Source organism: Methylobacterium tardum, from assembly GCF_023546765.1.
In the GTDB taxonomy this organism is placed as follows: Bacteria; Pseudomonadota; Alphaproteobacteria; order Rhizobiales; family Beijerinckiaceae; genus Methylobacterium; species Methylobacterium tardum.
Map to the genome: position 1 here is coordinate 3255353 of NZ_CP097484.1, position 15116 is coordinate 3270468.

The following is a 15116-nucleotide window of genomic DNA, read 5'->3' on the forward strand; positions in this document are numbered from 1 at the left end:
GGTGCGTCATGCCTGACTTGGAGGCCCGCCAGACCAACGTCGGGAAGATCCGGCTGCGGTTTCCTTACGGCAGCGTGAGTTGCACCGCGTGCGGAGCTTTGGCGGGTAGGCCGTACAACTCGCCCATCCGAGCGACGAACTCGGTCTGACCTCCGTAGCTGGGATGCCGGACCCGCTCGGCCGCCATACCCAAGTCCGCCAACGCCGCCTCGGCATCCCTCCCGATGGCGACCAGGACCCGGGGCCGCAATTCCGACACCAGCCATTCGAGGAGGTGGCGGGACGCCTGCCGTTCCCGACGGGTGTGGCAGCGATTGGACAGCGGGTCGCCCGACGCGTGCGGATGGAGCGGGAAGACGTTCCAGAGGAAGATCGGACGTCGCAGGTCCCGGAGAACCTGCCAGATCACCGTCGCCGTGCGCTCGGTCATCGCGGGGCCGCGGGTTGCCCGCGCCAGCGGCAATTGACCGTAGAGGCCGGCATGGGCGGAGAGGTGGGCCTCGTCCGTGAGCGCCAGGCCCGTGCGCCGCCCGCCACGGTACCCGAGGTCGCGCGCGATCCAGATCGAGTCGACGCCTCCGGCGAGGGCCGCCTCCAGCACGAGGCGCAGGTTCTCACGCCGGACCTGGGGCGCACCGACGCCGTCGTGGTCCGGGCAGGCCTCGGCGTAGGGGTTGAAGGTGTCGCTGAAGCGAAGCGCCGCGAGGGCCTCGATGAAGGCGCCAGGTGTCATGTCGGCAGGTCCTCGACCAGCATCTTCCGCCCGACCAGATCGAGCCGAAGGCGCCCGCGGCGCTTCTCCCGCAAGAAACGAAACGCTTCGTTACCGGCGAGGATGGCCTCTTCCCAAAGCCAGAGCGGGCAGGCCTCGACCTCGTAGCCGCGCACGAATTGCCTCACCGATTTCAGGAAGGCGAAGCCCAGGTCGCCCGGGCGCTGTCCTTCGAAGAAGCCGAGCTGCTTCGCCTCACCGAAGACGAACGTCGCCACGCCCTCCTCGATCAGGATCGCGCGCGCTCCGTCCTGCCCCTCGTCGACGCGGGCCTCGCTTTTCCTCTTCAGGCGGAACAGCGCGCGCGTCACCGGCGACCAGCCGAGGACGGCGGCGTAGGCATAGTGGAAGGCGTCGTGGAACCGGTAATCGTCCGGCTTCATGATGTTGTCGGTCAGGCGGTCGCCGATGAAGATGCCGTTGCATCGCTGCACGACGTACCGCCTGTCGTTCCCGCCGGTGCGCTCGAAGATGTCGATGGTCAACGCGCGGGGTAGGCGCTCTTCGTCCGGGAACGCCTCGTCCGAACAGCGGCGGGGCGACGCGCGTCGCCGGCCAACGGTCCTCGGCCTTCGCGAGGTTGCGCATGGCGGCCTGCTCCAGGGTGACGCCGGCCTCGTTCGCGGCCGCGACGAGAAGGCCGAACACTGCGGAGAGACGCTCCAGGAGGTCCGGGCTTCCCGCGAGGTCGCCCCGCGCCCCCAGCGCGGCCAGCCGGCCGACGGCCCCGGCCAGCTGTAGCAGGGTGTGCTCGAAGGCGACGGTCGGGACGTGCAAAGGCAAGGCACGCTGCGGCTGCACGTCCGCGAAGGTCGGCTCGGGTCCCCCGGCGAGGTCCCGGCCGGCGAGATCCCCCAAGCGCAGCCCGGCGTGATCGGCGATCACCGCCAGGTACCAGAGCGCGTCGCCCATCTCCTCGACGACGCTCGCCTCGTAGCCGAGATAGGACCGCGCGTCGCGCTGCTTCTTCTTGGTCTCGCTCAGCAGGCTGCCCGTCTCGCCGAAGAGGCCGAGCACGGCCAGGTCGAGGCCGGTGCCCTTCCCTCGCGTCCGGTCCGTCCGGACCGCCCCGGCTTGATAACCGTTCAGGCTAAGCGGCGCCGTATCCATGTCCCCTCCCCGCTCCAGGTTGGCCTATCCTCAGGTTGCCATCGTCGGACCTTTCCGGCGCTCAGTCCAGGGTGCCGGTGCCCACCCGCGCCGCCGCGGACGGACCCTTGCCATACCGACCGCGGCTGACCACCTAAGCTTTACTGAGCCAGGCTCCCGGGCGTAATGCGCGACGGAAGGACCTGGGCACCGGGGAGAAGCCGCACATGCCGAAGGTTTGCGTGCTCGGTCCTGTCGGCGACGAGGAACGCACGGCCCTGCTCAAGCTCTTGGCCGAGGCGGGCTGCGATGTCGTGGACGAGGAGGTCGCCGCCGTCGAGCCCGGCGAAGGGGAGGACGACGAGGGGGAAGACGGCGAGCACGTCGAGGATCCCGTTGCGCCGGAAGACGACGAGCCCGCACCCGCGGATGACGAGGCCCCCGCCGGTCACGCCGAGACGCCGGACGAGGACTTGGGGGTGATCGTGCTGTCTCCCGATTGCCTCGCGGACGAGGAGCTGGGGCGCGTGATGCAGCGGGCCGCCGCCCAGGGTCGTCGCGTGATCGGGATCTGGCCTCCTGGAACCCAGGACGAGACGCTGCCGCGCGCGTTCGAGGATTACGGCGGGGATACCGTCCCCTGGGATGCGGGCAGCCTGCGGGGCGCCCTACCGCGGAGGAACGCGAAGCCCGAGTGGTTGAAGCCCGACGCCCAGCCGCGGGCGGAGCGCCAGACCAAGCGGAACAAGTGCTGAGGCCGGCGTGCGCGTCCACTCCTACGTGATCGACCACGACCTCGGGTTCGCGCCCAATCCGTTCCACCGGGTGTGCACGCTGAGCGCGTGCAAACCGCTGATCCGGCAGCACGCGAGCGTCGGGGACTTCGTGGTCGGGACCGGCTCGATCCCGAACGGGATCAAGGACCGTGTCGTCTACTGGATGCGGGTCGACGAGATCCTCACCTTCGACCGGTACTGGGACGACGCTCGCTTCGGCGCCAAGCGACCGGTGATGTCCGGCAGCCGCATGCAGATCTACGGCGACAACATCTATCGCCGCTCGGCCGACGGCACCTTCGTCCAGGCCGATTCCTTCCATAGCGAGCCCGGGGGCGTCACCAGCCTGCCGAACCTGGTGCGCGACACCGGTCGGACGGACCGGGTGCTTCTCGGGCGCGAATACGCCTACTGGGGCGGTTCGGGCCCGCTGGTCCCCCAGGAACTGAGCGATCTCGTGCACAGCACGCAGGGCCATCGAAACCAGTTCACGCCCGAGCGGGTGAGCGCCTTCGTGACATGGCTCCGCGGCATGCCGGGCCGCGGCTTGCTGGGTCGGCCGGCGAACTGGCCAGCCTGAGAGCCGAGCGCCCCGGCGGCCCCACCGCCGGCGAACCCGGCCACGAGGCCATGGGCGTGACCCGCTACGAGGTGGCCTCGCCCCGGTCCTTCGGCGACATCGACGCCGCGCGCCGGCTGCCCCCGACGGGCGGCTAGGAAGGCGGCGCTTGCCGGAATGAGCCTGGCTCAGAAGCCTCTACCGCCGACTTGTCCCGTGCGATGCCAAGGGGCTTTCGAGTAGGGGTGACGGGCGGCGACCTTTCATCCGAGCCGGTCGGAAGTCCGGGCGGACAGCCGCTCGTGGCCATGGATCTGGCCTCGATCCGTCGAGCCACGGTGGCGGGACGCGAGCCGAGACCAGGCGTTCCCAAAGGCGTTGAATGGCGGCGGCACACATCGGGTTACGTCGTCCCGCCGCGTGCGCGCCGTCTCACTCGGTCCGTGGCAACCTCGGTGATGCCGATCCTTGCGCGCGGCTGCGCAGGACACGCTCTCAAGAAAGCTTGTCCCGTTTGCAGCACCGCGACAGCGGCGCTCTCAACACAGCTTGTCCCGATTTGCCCGGAACCTTGTCCCGCCGCGATGCGGACGCCCCGATCCGACCGCTCGCGGGGCCGTCCGGCTAAGGTGTTCGTGGGTCGGCCCACGCCACGACATGGCCTCGTGGAGCGGACGGGAGGGACGCCTTGGCCTTGCCGAACCGGACGTAGAGCGCCGGAAGGACCAGCAGCGTCAGGACGGTCGCGCTGGCCAAGCCGCCGATGACGACGGTCGCCAGCGGCCGCTGCACCTCCGCACCTGTGCCCGTCGCCAAAGCCATCGGCACGAAGCCCAGGGCGGCGACCAAGGCCGTCATAGCCACCGGCCGCAGCCGGGTCAGGGCGCCCTCGCGGACGGCATCCGGAATCGCCGTCCCCTCCGCCACGAGCGCGCGGATGTGGTTCAGCAGCACCAAGCCGTTCAGGACCGCGACGCCCGAGAGCGCGATGAACCCGACCGCGGCCGAGACCGAGAAGGGCATGTCGCGCAGCCACAGGGCCGCAACGCCGCCGGTCAGGGCCATCGGCACGGCGCTGAACACGATCAGCGCGTCGCGCCCGGACCCTAGCGCCCCGAGGAGCAGGAGGAAGATCAGCGCGAAGCAGGCCGGCACGACCGCCGCCAAGCGCTGGCGAGCGGCCGTCAGGTTCTCGAACTGCCCGCCCCACTTCACCTCGTAACCGGGCGGCAGCCGCACCTCGGCGGCGATGCGCGCCTGCGCCTCGGCCACCAGCGAGCCGATGTCGCGCCCGCGCACGTTCGCGGTGACCACGACGCGGCGGCGGCCGTTCTCGCGGCTCACCTGGTTCGGCCCCTCGCCCAAGGCGAACGAGGCGAGCTGCCGCAGCGGCACGCTCGTACCGCCGGCCGGCCCGGGAGCGGCCGGGACCCCGGTGCCCGTCCGCGCGGGCGCGGCCTGCGAGGGCGGTAGCGGCACCGGCAGGTTCCTCAACGCCTCGACGTCGCCCCGGGCGTCGTCGGCCAACCGGACCACGATGGCGAAGCGACGGTCGCCCTCGAACACCAGCCCGGCGTCCTTGCCGCCGACCGCCGTGCCGATGACGTCCTGCACGTCCGCCATGCTCAAGCCGCGCCGGGCGATCTCGCGCCGGTCGACCTTGATCTCCAGGAACGGCAGCCCGACCGCCTCCTCGACCTTCACGTCGGCGGCGCCCTCCAGGCTGCGCAGGATGCCGGCGATCTTGCGGGCGCCGTCGACCATCGGGCCGAACTCCTCGCCGAACACCTTCACCGCGAGGTCGTCGCGAACGCCCGCGATCAGCTCGTTGAAGCGCATCTGGATGGGCTGCGAGAACCCGAGCAGCGTGCCCGGGATCAGCTTCGCCTCGGCGTCCATGCGGGCGATCAACGATTCCTTCGCCTCGGACGGGTCCGGCCACTCCGCTTGGGGCCTCAGGATCAGGTAGGTGTCACAGGCGTTCGGCGGCATCGGGTCGGCGGCGATGTCGGGCGTGCCGCAGCGCGAGTAGACGAAGGCCACCTCCGGGAACTTGCTCATGGCGTCCTCGACGCCGAGCTGCATGGCCTGCGACTGCGAGATAGCCGTCGAGGGGATGCGCCGCGCCTCCATGACGATGTTCTTCTCGTCGAGCGTCGGGGTGAACTCCTGGCCGAGCCGCGTCGCCAGGGCCCCGGCCAGCCCGAGGACGACCACCGCGCCGCCTATGAAAGCCAAGGGCGTCCGGACCGCCCCGCCCAGCACCGGTCGATAGGCCGCCTTCAGTCCTCGGATCAGCAGGTTGTCGCCCTCGCCGACCCGCCCGGTGATGAAGGTCGCGACCATCGCCGGGACGAAGGTCAGGGACAGCACGAAGGCCGCCACGAGCGCGATCAGCACCGTCAGCGCCATGGGTGCGAAGGTCTTGCCCTCCACGCCGGTGAACGTCAGCAGCGGCACGTAGACCAGGATGATGATGGCCTGCCCGTAGACGCTCGGCTTGATCATCTCCTCGGCCGAGACGCGCACGGTCTCCAGCCGCTCGTCGAGGCTCAGCGTCCGTCCCAGCGCGTGCTGGCGCTCGGCCAGGTGGCGCAGGCTGTTCTCGGCGATGATGACCGCGCCGTCGACGATGAGCCCGAAGTCGAGCGCGCCGAGGCTCATCAGGTTGGCGCTGATGCGGCCCGCAAGCATGCCGGTCGCCGTCAGCATCATGGCGACGGGGATGACCAGGGCCGTGATGATCGCCGCCCGGATGTTGCCGAGCGCCAGGAACAGCACCGCGACGACCAGCAGCGCACCCTCGGCCAGGTTCCTGGACACCGTCCGGATCGTGGCGTCGGCGAGGTCGGTCCGGCTGAGCAGCGTCCGGGCCTGGATGCCCGGCGGGAGAAGCTTGTTGATCTCCTTGATCTTGGCGTCCGCGGCCGCCGAGACGGTTCGGCTGTTCTCGCCGATGAGCATGAGGGCGGTGCCCAGCACGACCTCGCGGCCGTTCTCGCTGGCCGAGCCGGTCCGGAGCTCGCGGCCGATCCCGACCTCGGCGACGTCCCTCACCAGGATCGGTATCCCGGCCCGGGTCGCCACGACGACATCGCGGATCTGGTCGACGTTCTCGATCAGCCCTCCGGCCCGGACGACATAGCCCTCGCCGTTGCGCTCGACGTAGTTGGCGCCTCGGGTCACGTTGTTGGCTCCGATGGCCCGGGTCAGGTCGGCGAAGCCCAGGCCGTAGCCGACGAGCTTCATCGGGTCGGGCTTGACCTGGTACTCCTTGACGAAGCCGCCGATGGCATCGGCACCGGCCACGCCCGGCACGCTCTTCATCTGTGGCCGGATGATCCAATCCTGGACCGTGCGCAGGTAGACCGTGCGCTCGAAGTCGGACCTCAGCCGCTCGCCCTCGGGCGTCAGGTAGCTGCCGTCCGACTGCCAGCCCGGCAGGCCATCGCGGACCGGGGCGCCGTCGCCGGCGGCACGGTACTCGACCGCCCACCAGTAAATCTCGCCGAGGCCGGTCGAGATCGGCCCGAGCCTGACCTCGACCCCGGGTGGCAGGGTGTTGCGCACCTCGCCCAGGCGCTCGTTCACCTGTTGCACGGCGAAGTAGACGTCGACCTTGTCGCTGAACACGGCCGTGAGCTGGGCGAAGCCGTTGCGCGAGAAGGAGCGCAAGCTCTCCAGGCCCGGCGTGCCGGCGAGCGCCCGCTCGACCAGGACCGTGACCTGCTTCTCGATCTCGACCGGCGTCAGCGCCGGCGCGATGGCGTTGACCTGGACCTGGTTGTTGGTGACGTCCGGCACCGCGTCGATTGGCAGCCGCGCGAGCGACCAGGCCCCGAAGGCGGTGGCGATGAGCGTCACCAGGATGACCGCGTAGCGGTTGGCGACGGAGAAGGCGAGGATCGGGCGGATCACGGTTCAGTCCTCCGCCGCGGCCTTGCCGAGCTCGGACTTCAGCGTGAAGGTGTTGGCCACCGCCACGGCCTCGCCGGGCTCCAGCCCCTCCGTCACCTCCACGGCGGCGTCGTCCGACCGCCCGAGCTTCACCGGCCTAGCCTCGAAGCCCGCGGCCACCCGCACGAAGACGTTCGGTCTGCCCTCCAAGGTCTGGATGGCCGAGGCCGGGATGAGCACCCGCACCGGCTTGTCGGAGATCACGATCTCGGCACCCACGAAAGACCCGGGCCGCCGGTCTCGTCCGGGTTGGCCAGTTCCGCGACGACCCGCGCCGCGCGCGTGGCCTGGTCGAGGACGGGCACGATGATGACGATGCGACCGCGCGCGGCCTCGCCGGTCGCCTCGGCCCGCACGGCCACCGCCTGGCCCTCGCGGACCAGCGGCAGGTCGCCGGGGCTCACCGCGAGATCGACCCAGACCGTCGACAGGTCTACGACGCTGTAGAGCTCGGTCTCCAGGTTGTCCCGGCCGACGGCCGCCCCGAGGTCGACGCGCCGCTCCACGACCTTGCCACCGAGCGGCGAGCGGATCTCCTGGCGCTCGAACTGCGCCTCCGGCTGGTTCGGCAACGCCTGGATCTCGGCTTGGCTGAGGCCGAGGAAGGTCAGCTTGCGGCGGGCCGCGTCCTCCTTGACCTTCAGGTCCTGGTAGCTCGCCTGCGAGCGCAGGTACTGCTGCTCGGACGAGATGCGCCTGTCCCAGAGCTCCTTGTCGCGCTCGTAGAGCGTCTTCTGCAGGGCGGCCGACACGCGTGCCGCCAAGTATTCTCCCTTGGCGTCGGCGATCTCGCGGCTGTCGAGGAGCGCCACGACCTCGCCCTTGGCGACCTTGTCGCCGAGCCCCTTGCGCAGCTCCACCACCGTGCCGGTGGTCTTCACCGCGATGCGGGCGGTCAGGTTGGCGTTCGGGACGATGGTGCCCGGCACGTGCAGGTGGCGCGAGAGGTTCCCGCCACCGACCCCGTCCGTGCGGATGCCGGCTTTGCCGACTTGGTCGTCCGTCAGCTTGACGAGGCCGGATCTCTCCGGCTCCGGACCGGCCGCCGCGTGCGGTTCGGGCTTGGCAGGCGCGGCGGCCCCCCTGGCGCCCGCCAGCATGGTGCGGACCGCATCGGGAGCGCCGGGCCACCAGGTCGCGATCAGGACGCCGCCGGCGAGGGCCAGCAGAACGGGGATGAGACGTCTGGACATGTCGGTGCCATGGACGGGCGGCCGCACGCGCACGGCGCCGTCGTTCGAGGATGGGAAGTGGCGGAAAGCCTCAGGCCCTCGGAGGCTCGAACGGTCCCTGCGCCCCGCCCCCGGCTCGGAAGACGTCGTCCAGGCGGGCGAACGACCGCGCCGCCGACGTGGCCACGCTCGCGGGAGCCTTGGCGGCGACGGGCATCACGCCCTGCGCGTGCGATTGCGCGTGGTGGACCAGGTCATCGGCATCCTGGTGGGCCTTGGCGTGGTCCTGTCCCGCCACCGGCGGCATGGCGAGCGCGACGGGACCGGAGGCCGCGTGCCGGGCCTCGGCGAGCAACGGCATCACCGTCACGCCCGCCAGGAGCAACGCGACGGCCACCGTCATGAGACGCCGTCCGAATGACACCCGACACCCTCTTCCCGGCGAGCGCCGTCCATCCCGGCGCGTCGAACACCCTTCCCTTATCCCCTCCGGGAGGATAGCATGTCAACATGGATCACGTTCACGCCTCCCACCCGGAGATCATCAAGCGGCTGAGGCGCGCCCACGGCCATCTCGCCGGCGTCATCGCGATGATCGAGGAGGGCCGCCCCTGCGTGGACCTCGCCCAGCAGTTGCAGGCGGTCGAGAGCGCCATCGCCAACGCGAAGCGCACGCTGATCGAGGACCACATGGAGCACTGCATCGGCGACGGCGTCGCGGACGGCGGCAAGTCCGCCAAAGCGGCGCTGGCCGAGTTCAAGGCGCTGGCCAAGTACCTGTGAAGGCCCCGTTGCTGAGCGTCCTCGCGAACCGCACCTACCGGCACCTGTTCGCCGCGCAGGTCATCGCCCTGGTCGGCACCGGCCTGCTGACGGTGGCCCTCGGCCTGCTCGCCTACCGGTTGGCCGGGGCAGAGGCCGGGGCGGTGCTGGGCACGGCGCTCGCCATCAAGATGGTGGCCTACGTGCTGGTGGCGCCCATCGCGAACGCCTTCACCGGGCAGTTGCCCCGCCGCGCTTTCCTGGTTGCGACCGACCTCGTCCGGGCCGGCGTCGCCCTGATCCTGCCCTTCGTCGACCAGGTCTGGCAGGTCTACCTACTGGTGTTCGTGCTGCAAGCCTGCTCGGCGGCCTTCACGCCGACCTTCCAGGCGACCATCCCGGACATCCTCCCGGACGAGCGTGACTACACCCGGGCGCTGTCGCTCTCGCGCCTCGCCTACGACCTGGAGAACCTGCTCAGTCCGACACTGGCCGCCTTGCTGCTGACGGTCATCGACTTCCACTGGCTGTTCGGCGGCACGGTCGTCGGATTCCTGTGTTCGGCCGCCCTGGTCGTCTCGGTGGCGCTCCCGTCCCCGACGCCGCCCGAGCGCCAAGCGGGGGTGTACGAGCGCACCATGCGGGGGCTGCGGATCTACCTCGCCACGCCGCGGCTGCGCGGGCTTCTCGCCCTGAACCTCGCGGTGGCGGCGGCCGGCTCCATGGTCATCGTCAACACGGTGGTGATCGTGCAGGCCCTCCTGCAACGGCCCCAGAACGACGTCGCGGTGGCGCTCGGGCTGTTCGGGGGCGGCTCGATGCTGGCGGCTCTGCTGCTGCCGCGGGTGCTCGACCGGCTGCCCGACCGCACGGTCATGCTCCCGGCGGCGGCGTTCCTCGGCGTCGTGCTGCTCGGCTTTGCCGCTACGACCTGGGGCGGCGTCATCGGCTGGCCTATGCTGCTGGCCGCCTGGCTGGCGCTCGGGATCGGGTACTCCGCCGCGCAGACCCCGACCGGACGGCTGCTCCGGCGCTCCGCGACGCCCGGCGACCGCCCGGCCGTGTTCGCCGCCCAGTTCGCGCTCTCGCACGTCGCCTGGCTCTTGACCTATCCACTTGCCGGCTGGCTCGGCGCGAAGGCGGGCATGCCGGTCACGCTGGCGGTGCTGGGCGCGCTGACCTTGGTCGCCGTCGCCGCGGCGGCGGCGCTCTGGCCGGCCTCGGACCCGGACGTCGCCGAGCACGCGCACCCCGGCCTCGAATTTGGCCATCCGCACCTGGACGGCGTCGGGACGCGCCGGCATGCCCACGCCTTCGTCATCGGCGACCTGCACCAACGCTGGCCCGCGGCCCGGCCGGGATGAACCGACCCGGATGTTCGTCGGGCGCTTCGGTCCCGAGGCCGTGGATGCCACGCGCCGCGGCTCTAACCGAATGGCGAAGGTGCGGGGCTATGCGCCGCCGGAACCCCGCCATGCGGGTCTTCGCAGTGGCAGCCCGGTCAGTCCGTCGACTTGCCCCACGCGTCAGGAGGCTCGACCGGTTCGCTCCGAGCGGGCAGCCGCGTCCATCTCGGCCACATCCGCCGATGCACCGGCGCTTCGACGGCTGTGGGCTTTCGCGGCGAGGACCGGCGGGGCGACCAAGCCCGCCGGGACCGCGCTTACGATGGGCTGATCGATGGGTCGATCCCGACCGCGTGCGCCGCGGGGTCGGGATGGATGCCCTGCCAGCCAAGCCAGCCGGTGTAGAGGCCGACGAGCACGATCAGGGCTGCCGAGGCGTAGGGCGCCCGACGGGCGAAGGCACCGAACCCGGACCACCGCGACGCGACGTGCTTGACGCTGAGGGCGGCCAGCACCCCGGCCGAGACCATCGTGACCGCGAGGCCGATGCTGAAGCAGACGACCAGCGCGAAGCCGAGGCTGAACTGCTTGAGCTGGATGCACAGGAGCAGGACCGTGATGGCGGCCGGGCACGGGATCAGGCCGCCGGTCAGCCCGAACAGCACGATCTGTCCCGTCGTCACCTGACGCCCGGCGAAGCGCCGCCGGATGTCCTCCGCATGCGCTCGGGCATGGGCGTCGTCCTCGTCGCCCAGGTTCATGTGACCGTGGTCGTGATCCTGCTCCTCGAACGCGACCTCGTGGGTTTCCGCACCCGCGGGCCCGTCAAGGCGCAGTCGCGCCGTGAAGGCGTGCGGCTCGGGGATCTCCTCCAGGCTCTCCAGGAAGTCGCCCCCATCGGCGAAGGCGAACGTCTGCCGCCCGCCGTCCGGACGGACCGTCTCGACGGTGACCGCACCCGGCGCGGGCAGCGGACCCGTCCCGGCCCGGAGGCGCCAGCGCGGCGGCACGCCGTCCTCGTACACCTCCAGCGTCAACCGGCCGTCGCCGGTCACGACGTGCCGGTGCTCGCCATGGTGATGATGGTGACCGTGGTGCTGCTCGCGCCAGGTCCGCCACGCCATCCAGAGCGCGATGCCGACGATGAGCACCGCCGACGCCAGCTGGAAATACGGCTCGGCCGTGTCGCCACCCCATTCCTGGCCGAGATACTGTCCGCCCAGCGCGATCACCCAGACGACCGCGGTGTGCGAGAGCGTCGCCGCCAGCCCGAGCAGGACCGCCTGCGTGACCGTGCCCCGGACCGCGATGATGAAGGCGGCCATCATCGTCTTCGAATGGCCGGGCTCCAGGCCGTGCAGGGCGCCGAGCAGGATGGCGCTCGGCACGAACAGCCAGGCATGCGCGGTCCCCTGCTGCAGCAGGTCGGCGAACGGGGTCATGGGGCGGCTCTCGTCATTTGAGGTAGGTCCGCACCACCTCGATCAGCTCGGCGGCGCCCCGGGCGCGCTCGGCGTCCGGCTCGGCGTCCGGGTTCACGACGTGGTGGCGGATGTGGTCTTCCATCAGCTCGGCGGTCAGCCCGTTGATGGCCCCGCGCATCGAGGCGACCAGCATCAGCACGTCGGCGCAGCCGTGCTCGGCCTCCAGGGCCCGCTCGACCGCCTCCGCCTGTCCCTTGATCCGGCGCACCCGCGCCAGCAGCTTGGTCCTGTCCTTGATCGTGTGAGCCATGAATGGCGTCCTCGTCCTCGCAATACATAGGGGGGTACCCTATCTGTGTCCAGCGACCGATGCGTCGCGTGGCGGGGAGGCCCTAGCATGAGGAAGGACGACCCCTGCATCGGGGTTTGCCAGTGGGATGGGCGGACCGGCTGGTGCCTCGGTTGCGGCCGCACGGTCCCGGAAATACGCGCGTGGCGGAAGATGACGCCGTACAGGAAGGCCGCCCTCGCTCGCGAACTGCCGCGGCGCGTTCGGCAGGTCGCCGTCGCGCAGGTCGAAGCCGAGCCCGGCAGGACCCCGAGCCGCTCCTAGATCGCAGGATCTGCCGGGCGGAACGGCGGCCCCGGTCAGATCGTCCCCGACATGGGTTTCGTCCAGCCGGACGCCCCGTCAAGCCACCCCAGTGTAGCCGAGCCGGAATCGAAAGGCGTCGTGACCGGTGACCGTCACCGCCGCGATTGCGTCCGGCACGTCGGGCGGCATGCGTCGGACGATGCGCTCCATCCCGCAGCAGCAAGCCCGGCGGACGAGGACGGCGAGCCCCGATCCGTTTCCGGCGGTCGCGGTCGCCGTCTTTTTGCGCCGGGACACGCCGGGCCAGACCACGAGGCTGACCAGCCCCGCCGCTGCCGATGCCCGAGGCGCGAACCGAGCCCGCCGGCGTCGATGGGCAGGTGAAAGCCTGACCGCGAGGGTGGACGTCGGCACCGTCTCGGCCTCGCAGGCCGGCGGTGATCTCATAAGCGCGTTGGAGGCCGAACCCGAGCGGCGGCAGGACGGAGATCCGATCCAGCCAATGCCGGGCGATCCGGCAGGTCGCCGCCTGCAGCGCCGCCAGCGCCGCCAGCACCGCGACGCCGGTCGCACCGAGGACGGATCCGAGCGCGAGGCCGCGCCAGCCGAACCGGTGGGCCGCCGCCGCGATCACGGTCGCGGCGATGATCCGATCTGTTCACGTCCCCTGGAAGGCGACGGGGTCCCCGAACCAAGACGACGTCACATCCTTCCTCGGTCGACGCCCCGCGCAGATCCTCATCGCCCCGCTCATGGCTTTGCGCCGACGGCGCTCGCGCGGCACGGCGGTCCCGGCGTGCTCCTAGGGTCGCGGCGTGTGGGTCCTTGCGATGCGGCGCCGAAGGTCCGTCGGGACATCCATCCGGCGCCATACCGTCGTGGTCTTTCGGCCCGTGATCGCGAAGGCTGGCCTGACGCCGGCCCGATCCAAGGCTTCCCGCACCCACCGCGCGCCGGATCCCATCTCCCTGGCGAGCGCACCCGTGGTGGCGTACTCGGCCTCGTAAGCCGCGAGCGCATCGTCCCGCACCAGGATCTCCCCGCACGGCATTGCTGTCCCCGCCATGAGGCCTGCCCGGACGATCAGGCCGACGCTGTCCGTCGGGACCGTGAGCCGCCGGCCGACCTCTTCGAGGGTGAGACCCCCACCTTCGCGCGAACGCCGCGCGACCCTGATGTCCTCCGGGTCGACCAGGAAGCCCGCGAGGCCGGGTACGTCCCGCAGGACCGCCCTGACCCGAAGCTGGCCGGCCAGGATCATGTCGCAGGTGCCGCGCACGCCGTCGACCTTGCCGTGCTGGCTGGCTCGCGCGAGCGGAAGGAGGCCGGCGGGCATGGCCCCGACGGTCGGCGCCGAACCACGGATCCGGGATAGCACGGCGGCCACGGCATCCCGGTCGAAGACGTCGGCCTTGATGCCGGCGCGCGCGTGGATCTCGGCGGGCGGAACGATCCGCGCCGCGACCAACATCCGCGTCTGGCGCTTCGCCAGCCCGAGCGCCGCCGGCAGATCCTCCGCGCGGAGCGCGCGGTCGAGGATCGCCCGGATCTGGGCGGCGGTCTCGCGGGCGATGCCGATGGGCGTACCCCTCCTCGTCCGTTGCGGCCAGGCGCCCAGGGCCTTGACGTAGCCGGCGATGAACTCCGGCCTTCGGCCGCATTCCGCGGCGATGTCGGCGAGGCTGACCAACGGGACGTCGGCATGCCGGATCACCACCGAGGTCTTGTGAACCGGGCCCCGACCGGCGTGATGCGCGTATAGGGCCGCCCGAACCGCATCCCCGCTCGCTCCCGCCGGCAGCCGCTTCGCCCAGAGATACAGGTAGCCATAGACCTGTTCGGCCCCCCAGGCGCCGAGGCCGACATGGTCGGCTCTGGCCATCCCGTCGAGCAGGGCGTCGAAGGCGTGCGGCCAGTCCCGGGCGGCGGCGAGACCGGCCGAGAACACCTCCGGATGGCGCTCCGCCGGAAACTTCGAGAGGGCCCCGTCGGCGCCCCCGAGCAGGGCGACGCCGAACCGCTCCATGGCGTCGCAGGCCTCGGCGAGCGTCAGGCCGTCGAGGAGGGGCACGCTGGTCCGGGCCATGCCGCCGAGGCGGCCGACCACGTAGGCGTCCGCCAGCGTCGTCGCGGGCGGGACCCTGGCGCCGTCGCAGGCGAGAAGGGAATGGCCGTTCCTGCAACGGGTCAGTGAGCCGGCTTCCCAGGTGACGCCCGTCCGGCAAATCGGGCAGGACCCCTCCAGGCGGACATGATGGAGGGGACAGGTGCCGACGGCGGCCACGTCCCACCAGAAGCGCCGGTGGATGTTCCAGTGCGCGTGTCGTCCCGACGGCGTCCTGCGAAGGTCGTCCTGCCAACAGCAGGGGCACCACCGCCGCACGTTCGTCGTCCAATCGTCCCGGTGGACCACCTCGTCCGCGATCACGACCTTTTTCTTGGTGATCTCGGTGGGCGTCCAACCCCGGAACGCGTCCTCGCCACGGCCGAGCCGATCCGCGAGGGGGCCGGCGGCGCGGCCCTGCAGGATGTCGCTCATGGAATGGCCCGCGGTCCTGAGGCGTTCGCGGCTCCACGGCTCGCCGTTGACGTCGAAGGCGCGCAGCAGGTGCGCCGCGGCGGATTCCCCGTCGATGACGGGCGGGATGATGGTCAGCCGCATCG

At 71.2% G+C, this 15116-nt stretch carries 14 protein-coding genes; 5 read left to right on the forward strand and 9 right to left on the reverse strand.

The annotated features are described in order from the left end of the window. Positions 1–64 precede the first annotated feature (64 nt). Together M6G65_RS15580 and M6G65_RS15585 are read right to left on the reverse strand one after the other, a co-directional pair. On the reverse strand, positions 65–733 hold the full coding sequence (locus M6G65_RS15580; RefSeq protein WP_050735148.1) for a uracil-DNA glycosylase: 669 nt from the start codon (positions 731–733) through the stop codon (positions 65–67). Then, positions 730–1560 (reverse strand): hypothetical protein, encoded by an 831-nt coding sequence (locus M6G65_RS15585; RefSeq protein ID WP_250104144.1) that lies wholly within the window; start codon positions 1558–1560, stop codon positions 730–732. The genes M6G65_RS15580 and M6G65_RS15585 overlap by 4 nt, the downstream gene beginning before the upstream one ends. A gap of 528 nt (positions 1561–2088) precedes the next feature. On the opposite strand from M6G65_RS15585, the gene M6G65_RS15590 reads away from it, so the two are divergent. Continuing rightward, entirely contained in the window at positions 2089–2616 is a 528-nt protein-coding gene (locus tag M6G65_RS15590; protein ID WP_250104145.1) for a hypothetical protein, read from the forward strand. A 7-nt stretch (positions 2617–2623) separates the two neighbouring features. Beyond that, positions 2624–3217, forward strand: coding sequence for an Nmad2 family putative nucleotide modification protein (locus M6G65_RS15595; protein ID WP_050735145.1), 594 nt, complete (start codon positions 2624–2626; stop codon positions 3215–3217). A gap of 603 nt (positions 3218–3820) precedes the next feature. Here the strand turns inward: M6G65_RS15595 and M6G65_RS15600 are convergent. The 4 genes from M6G65_RS15600 to M6G65_RS15615 form a co-directional block, all read right to left on the reverse strand. After that, complete coding sequence (locus tag M6G65_RS15600; protein WP_250104146.1) at positions 3821–7114, reverse strand: efflux RND transporter permease subunit; 3294 nt, start codon at positions 7112–7114, stop codon at positions 3821–3823. A 3-nt stretch (positions 7115–7117) separates the two neighbouring features. Beyond that, positions 7118–7372, reverse strand: coding sequence for a permuted SH3 domain-containing protein (locus M6G65_RS15605; protein WP_250104147.1), 255 nt, complete (start codon positions 7370–7372; stop codon positions 7118–7120). Further along, positions 7354–8346 (reverse strand): efflux RND transporter periplasmic adaptor subunit, encoded by a 993-nt coding sequence (locus M6G65_RS15610; protein WP_250104148.1) that lies wholly within the window; start codon positions 8344–8346, stop codon positions 7354–7356. The genes M6G65_RS15605 and M6G65_RS15610 overlap by 19 nt, the downstream gene beginning before the upstream one ends. 70 nt (positions 8347–8416) lie before the next feature. After that, positions 8417–8728, reverse strand: coding sequence for a hypothetical protein (locus M6G65_RS15615; protein WP_050735143.1), 312 nt, complete (start codon positions 8726–8728; stop codon positions 8417–8419). A gap of 107 nt (positions 8729–8835) precedes the next feature. Between M6G65_RS15615 and M6G65_RS15620 the strand changes: the two genes are divergently transcribed. Together M6G65_RS15620 and M6G65_RS15625 are read left to right on the forward strand one after the other, a co-directional pair. Beyond that, entirely contained in the window at positions 8836–9108 is a 273-nt protein-coding gene (locus tag M6G65_RS15620; protein WP_050735142.1) for a metal-sensing transcriptional repressor, read from the forward strand. An 8-nt stretch (positions 9109–9116) separates the two neighbouring features. Then, positions 9117–10451 (forward strand): MFS transporter, encoded by a 1335-nt coding sequence (locus M6G65_RS15625; protein WP_250104149.1) that lies wholly within the window; start codon positions 9117–9119, stop codon positions 10449–10451. A gap of 299 nt (positions 10452–10750) precedes the next feature. Here M6G65_RS15625 and M6G65_RS15630 read toward each other — a convergent pair whose 3' ends face one another. Both M6G65_RS15630 and M6G65_RS15635 read right to left on the reverse strand, forming a co-directional pair. After that, positions 10751–11875 carry a nickel/cobalt efflux transporter gene (locus M6G65_RS15630; protein WP_050735141.1) on the reverse strand — a complete coding sequence of 375 codons (1125 nt, stop codon included), beginning with the start codon at positions 11873–11875 and terminating at the stop codon, positions 10751–10753. Positions 11876–11888: 13 nt separating this feature from the next. Next, entirely contained in the window at positions 11889–12167 is a 279-nt protein-coding gene (locus M6G65_RS15635) for a metal/formaldehyde-sensitive transcriptional repressor (protein WP_050735140.1), read from the reverse strand. 87 nt (positions 12168–12254) lie between these two features. Here M6G65_RS15635 and M6G65_RS15640 point away from each other — a divergent pair, with 87 nt between their 5' ends. After that, positions 12255–12470, forward strand: coding sequence for a DUF1289 domain-containing protein (locus tag M6G65_RS15640; RefSeq protein ID WP_050735139.1), 216 nt, complete (start codon positions 12255–12257; stop codon positions 12468–12470). Positions 12471–13254: 784 nt separating this feature from the next. On the opposite strand, the gene M6G65_RS15645 is transcribed toward M6G65_RS15640, so the two are convergent. Next, positions 13255–15114 (reverse strand): TniQ family protein, encoded by a 1860-nt coding sequence (locus M6G65_RS15645; protein ID WP_050735138.1) that lies wholly within the window; start codon positions 15112–15114, stop codon positions 13255–13257. Between the last annotated feature and the right edge of the window lie 2 nt (positions 15115–15116).

Coding starts and splice junctions, on each gene's coding strand:
- M6G65_RS15580 (WP_050735148.1), bottom strand. CDS start 733: ATGACACCTGGCGCCTTCATCGAGGCCCTCGCGGCGCTTCGCTTCAGC.
- M6G65_RS15620 (WP_050735142.1), top strand. CDS start 8,836: ATGGATCACGTTCACGCCTCCCACCCGGAGATCATCAAGCGGCTGAGG.
- M6G65_RS15590 (WP_250104145.1), top strand. CDS start 2,089: ATGCCGAAGGTTTGCGTGCTCGGTCCTGTCGGCGACGAGGAACGCACG.
- M6G65_RS15615 (WP_050735143.1), bottom strand. CDS start 8,728: ATGACGGTGGCCGTCGCGTTGCTCCTGGCGGGCGTGACGGTGATGCCG.
- M6G65_RS15640 (WP_050735139.1), top strand. CDS start 12,255: ATGAGGAAGGACGACCCCTGCATCGGGGTTTGCCAGTGGGATGGGCGG.
- M6G65_RS15610 (WP_250104148.1), bottom strand. CDS start 8,346: ATGTCCAGACGTCTCATCCCCGTTCTGCTGGCCCTCGCCGGCGGCGTC.
- M6G65_RS15630 (WP_050735141.1), bottom strand. CDS start 11,875: ATGACCCCGTTCGCCGACCTGCTGCAGCAGGGGACCGCGCATGCCTGG.
- M6G65_RS15635 (WP_050735140.1), bottom strand. CDS start 12,167: ATGGCTCACACGATCAAGGACAGGACCAAGCTGCTGGCGCGGGTGCGC.
- M6G65_RS15645 (WP_050735138.1), bottom strand. CDS start 15,114: ATGCGGCTGACCATCATCCCGCCCGTCATCGACGGGGAATCCGCCGCG.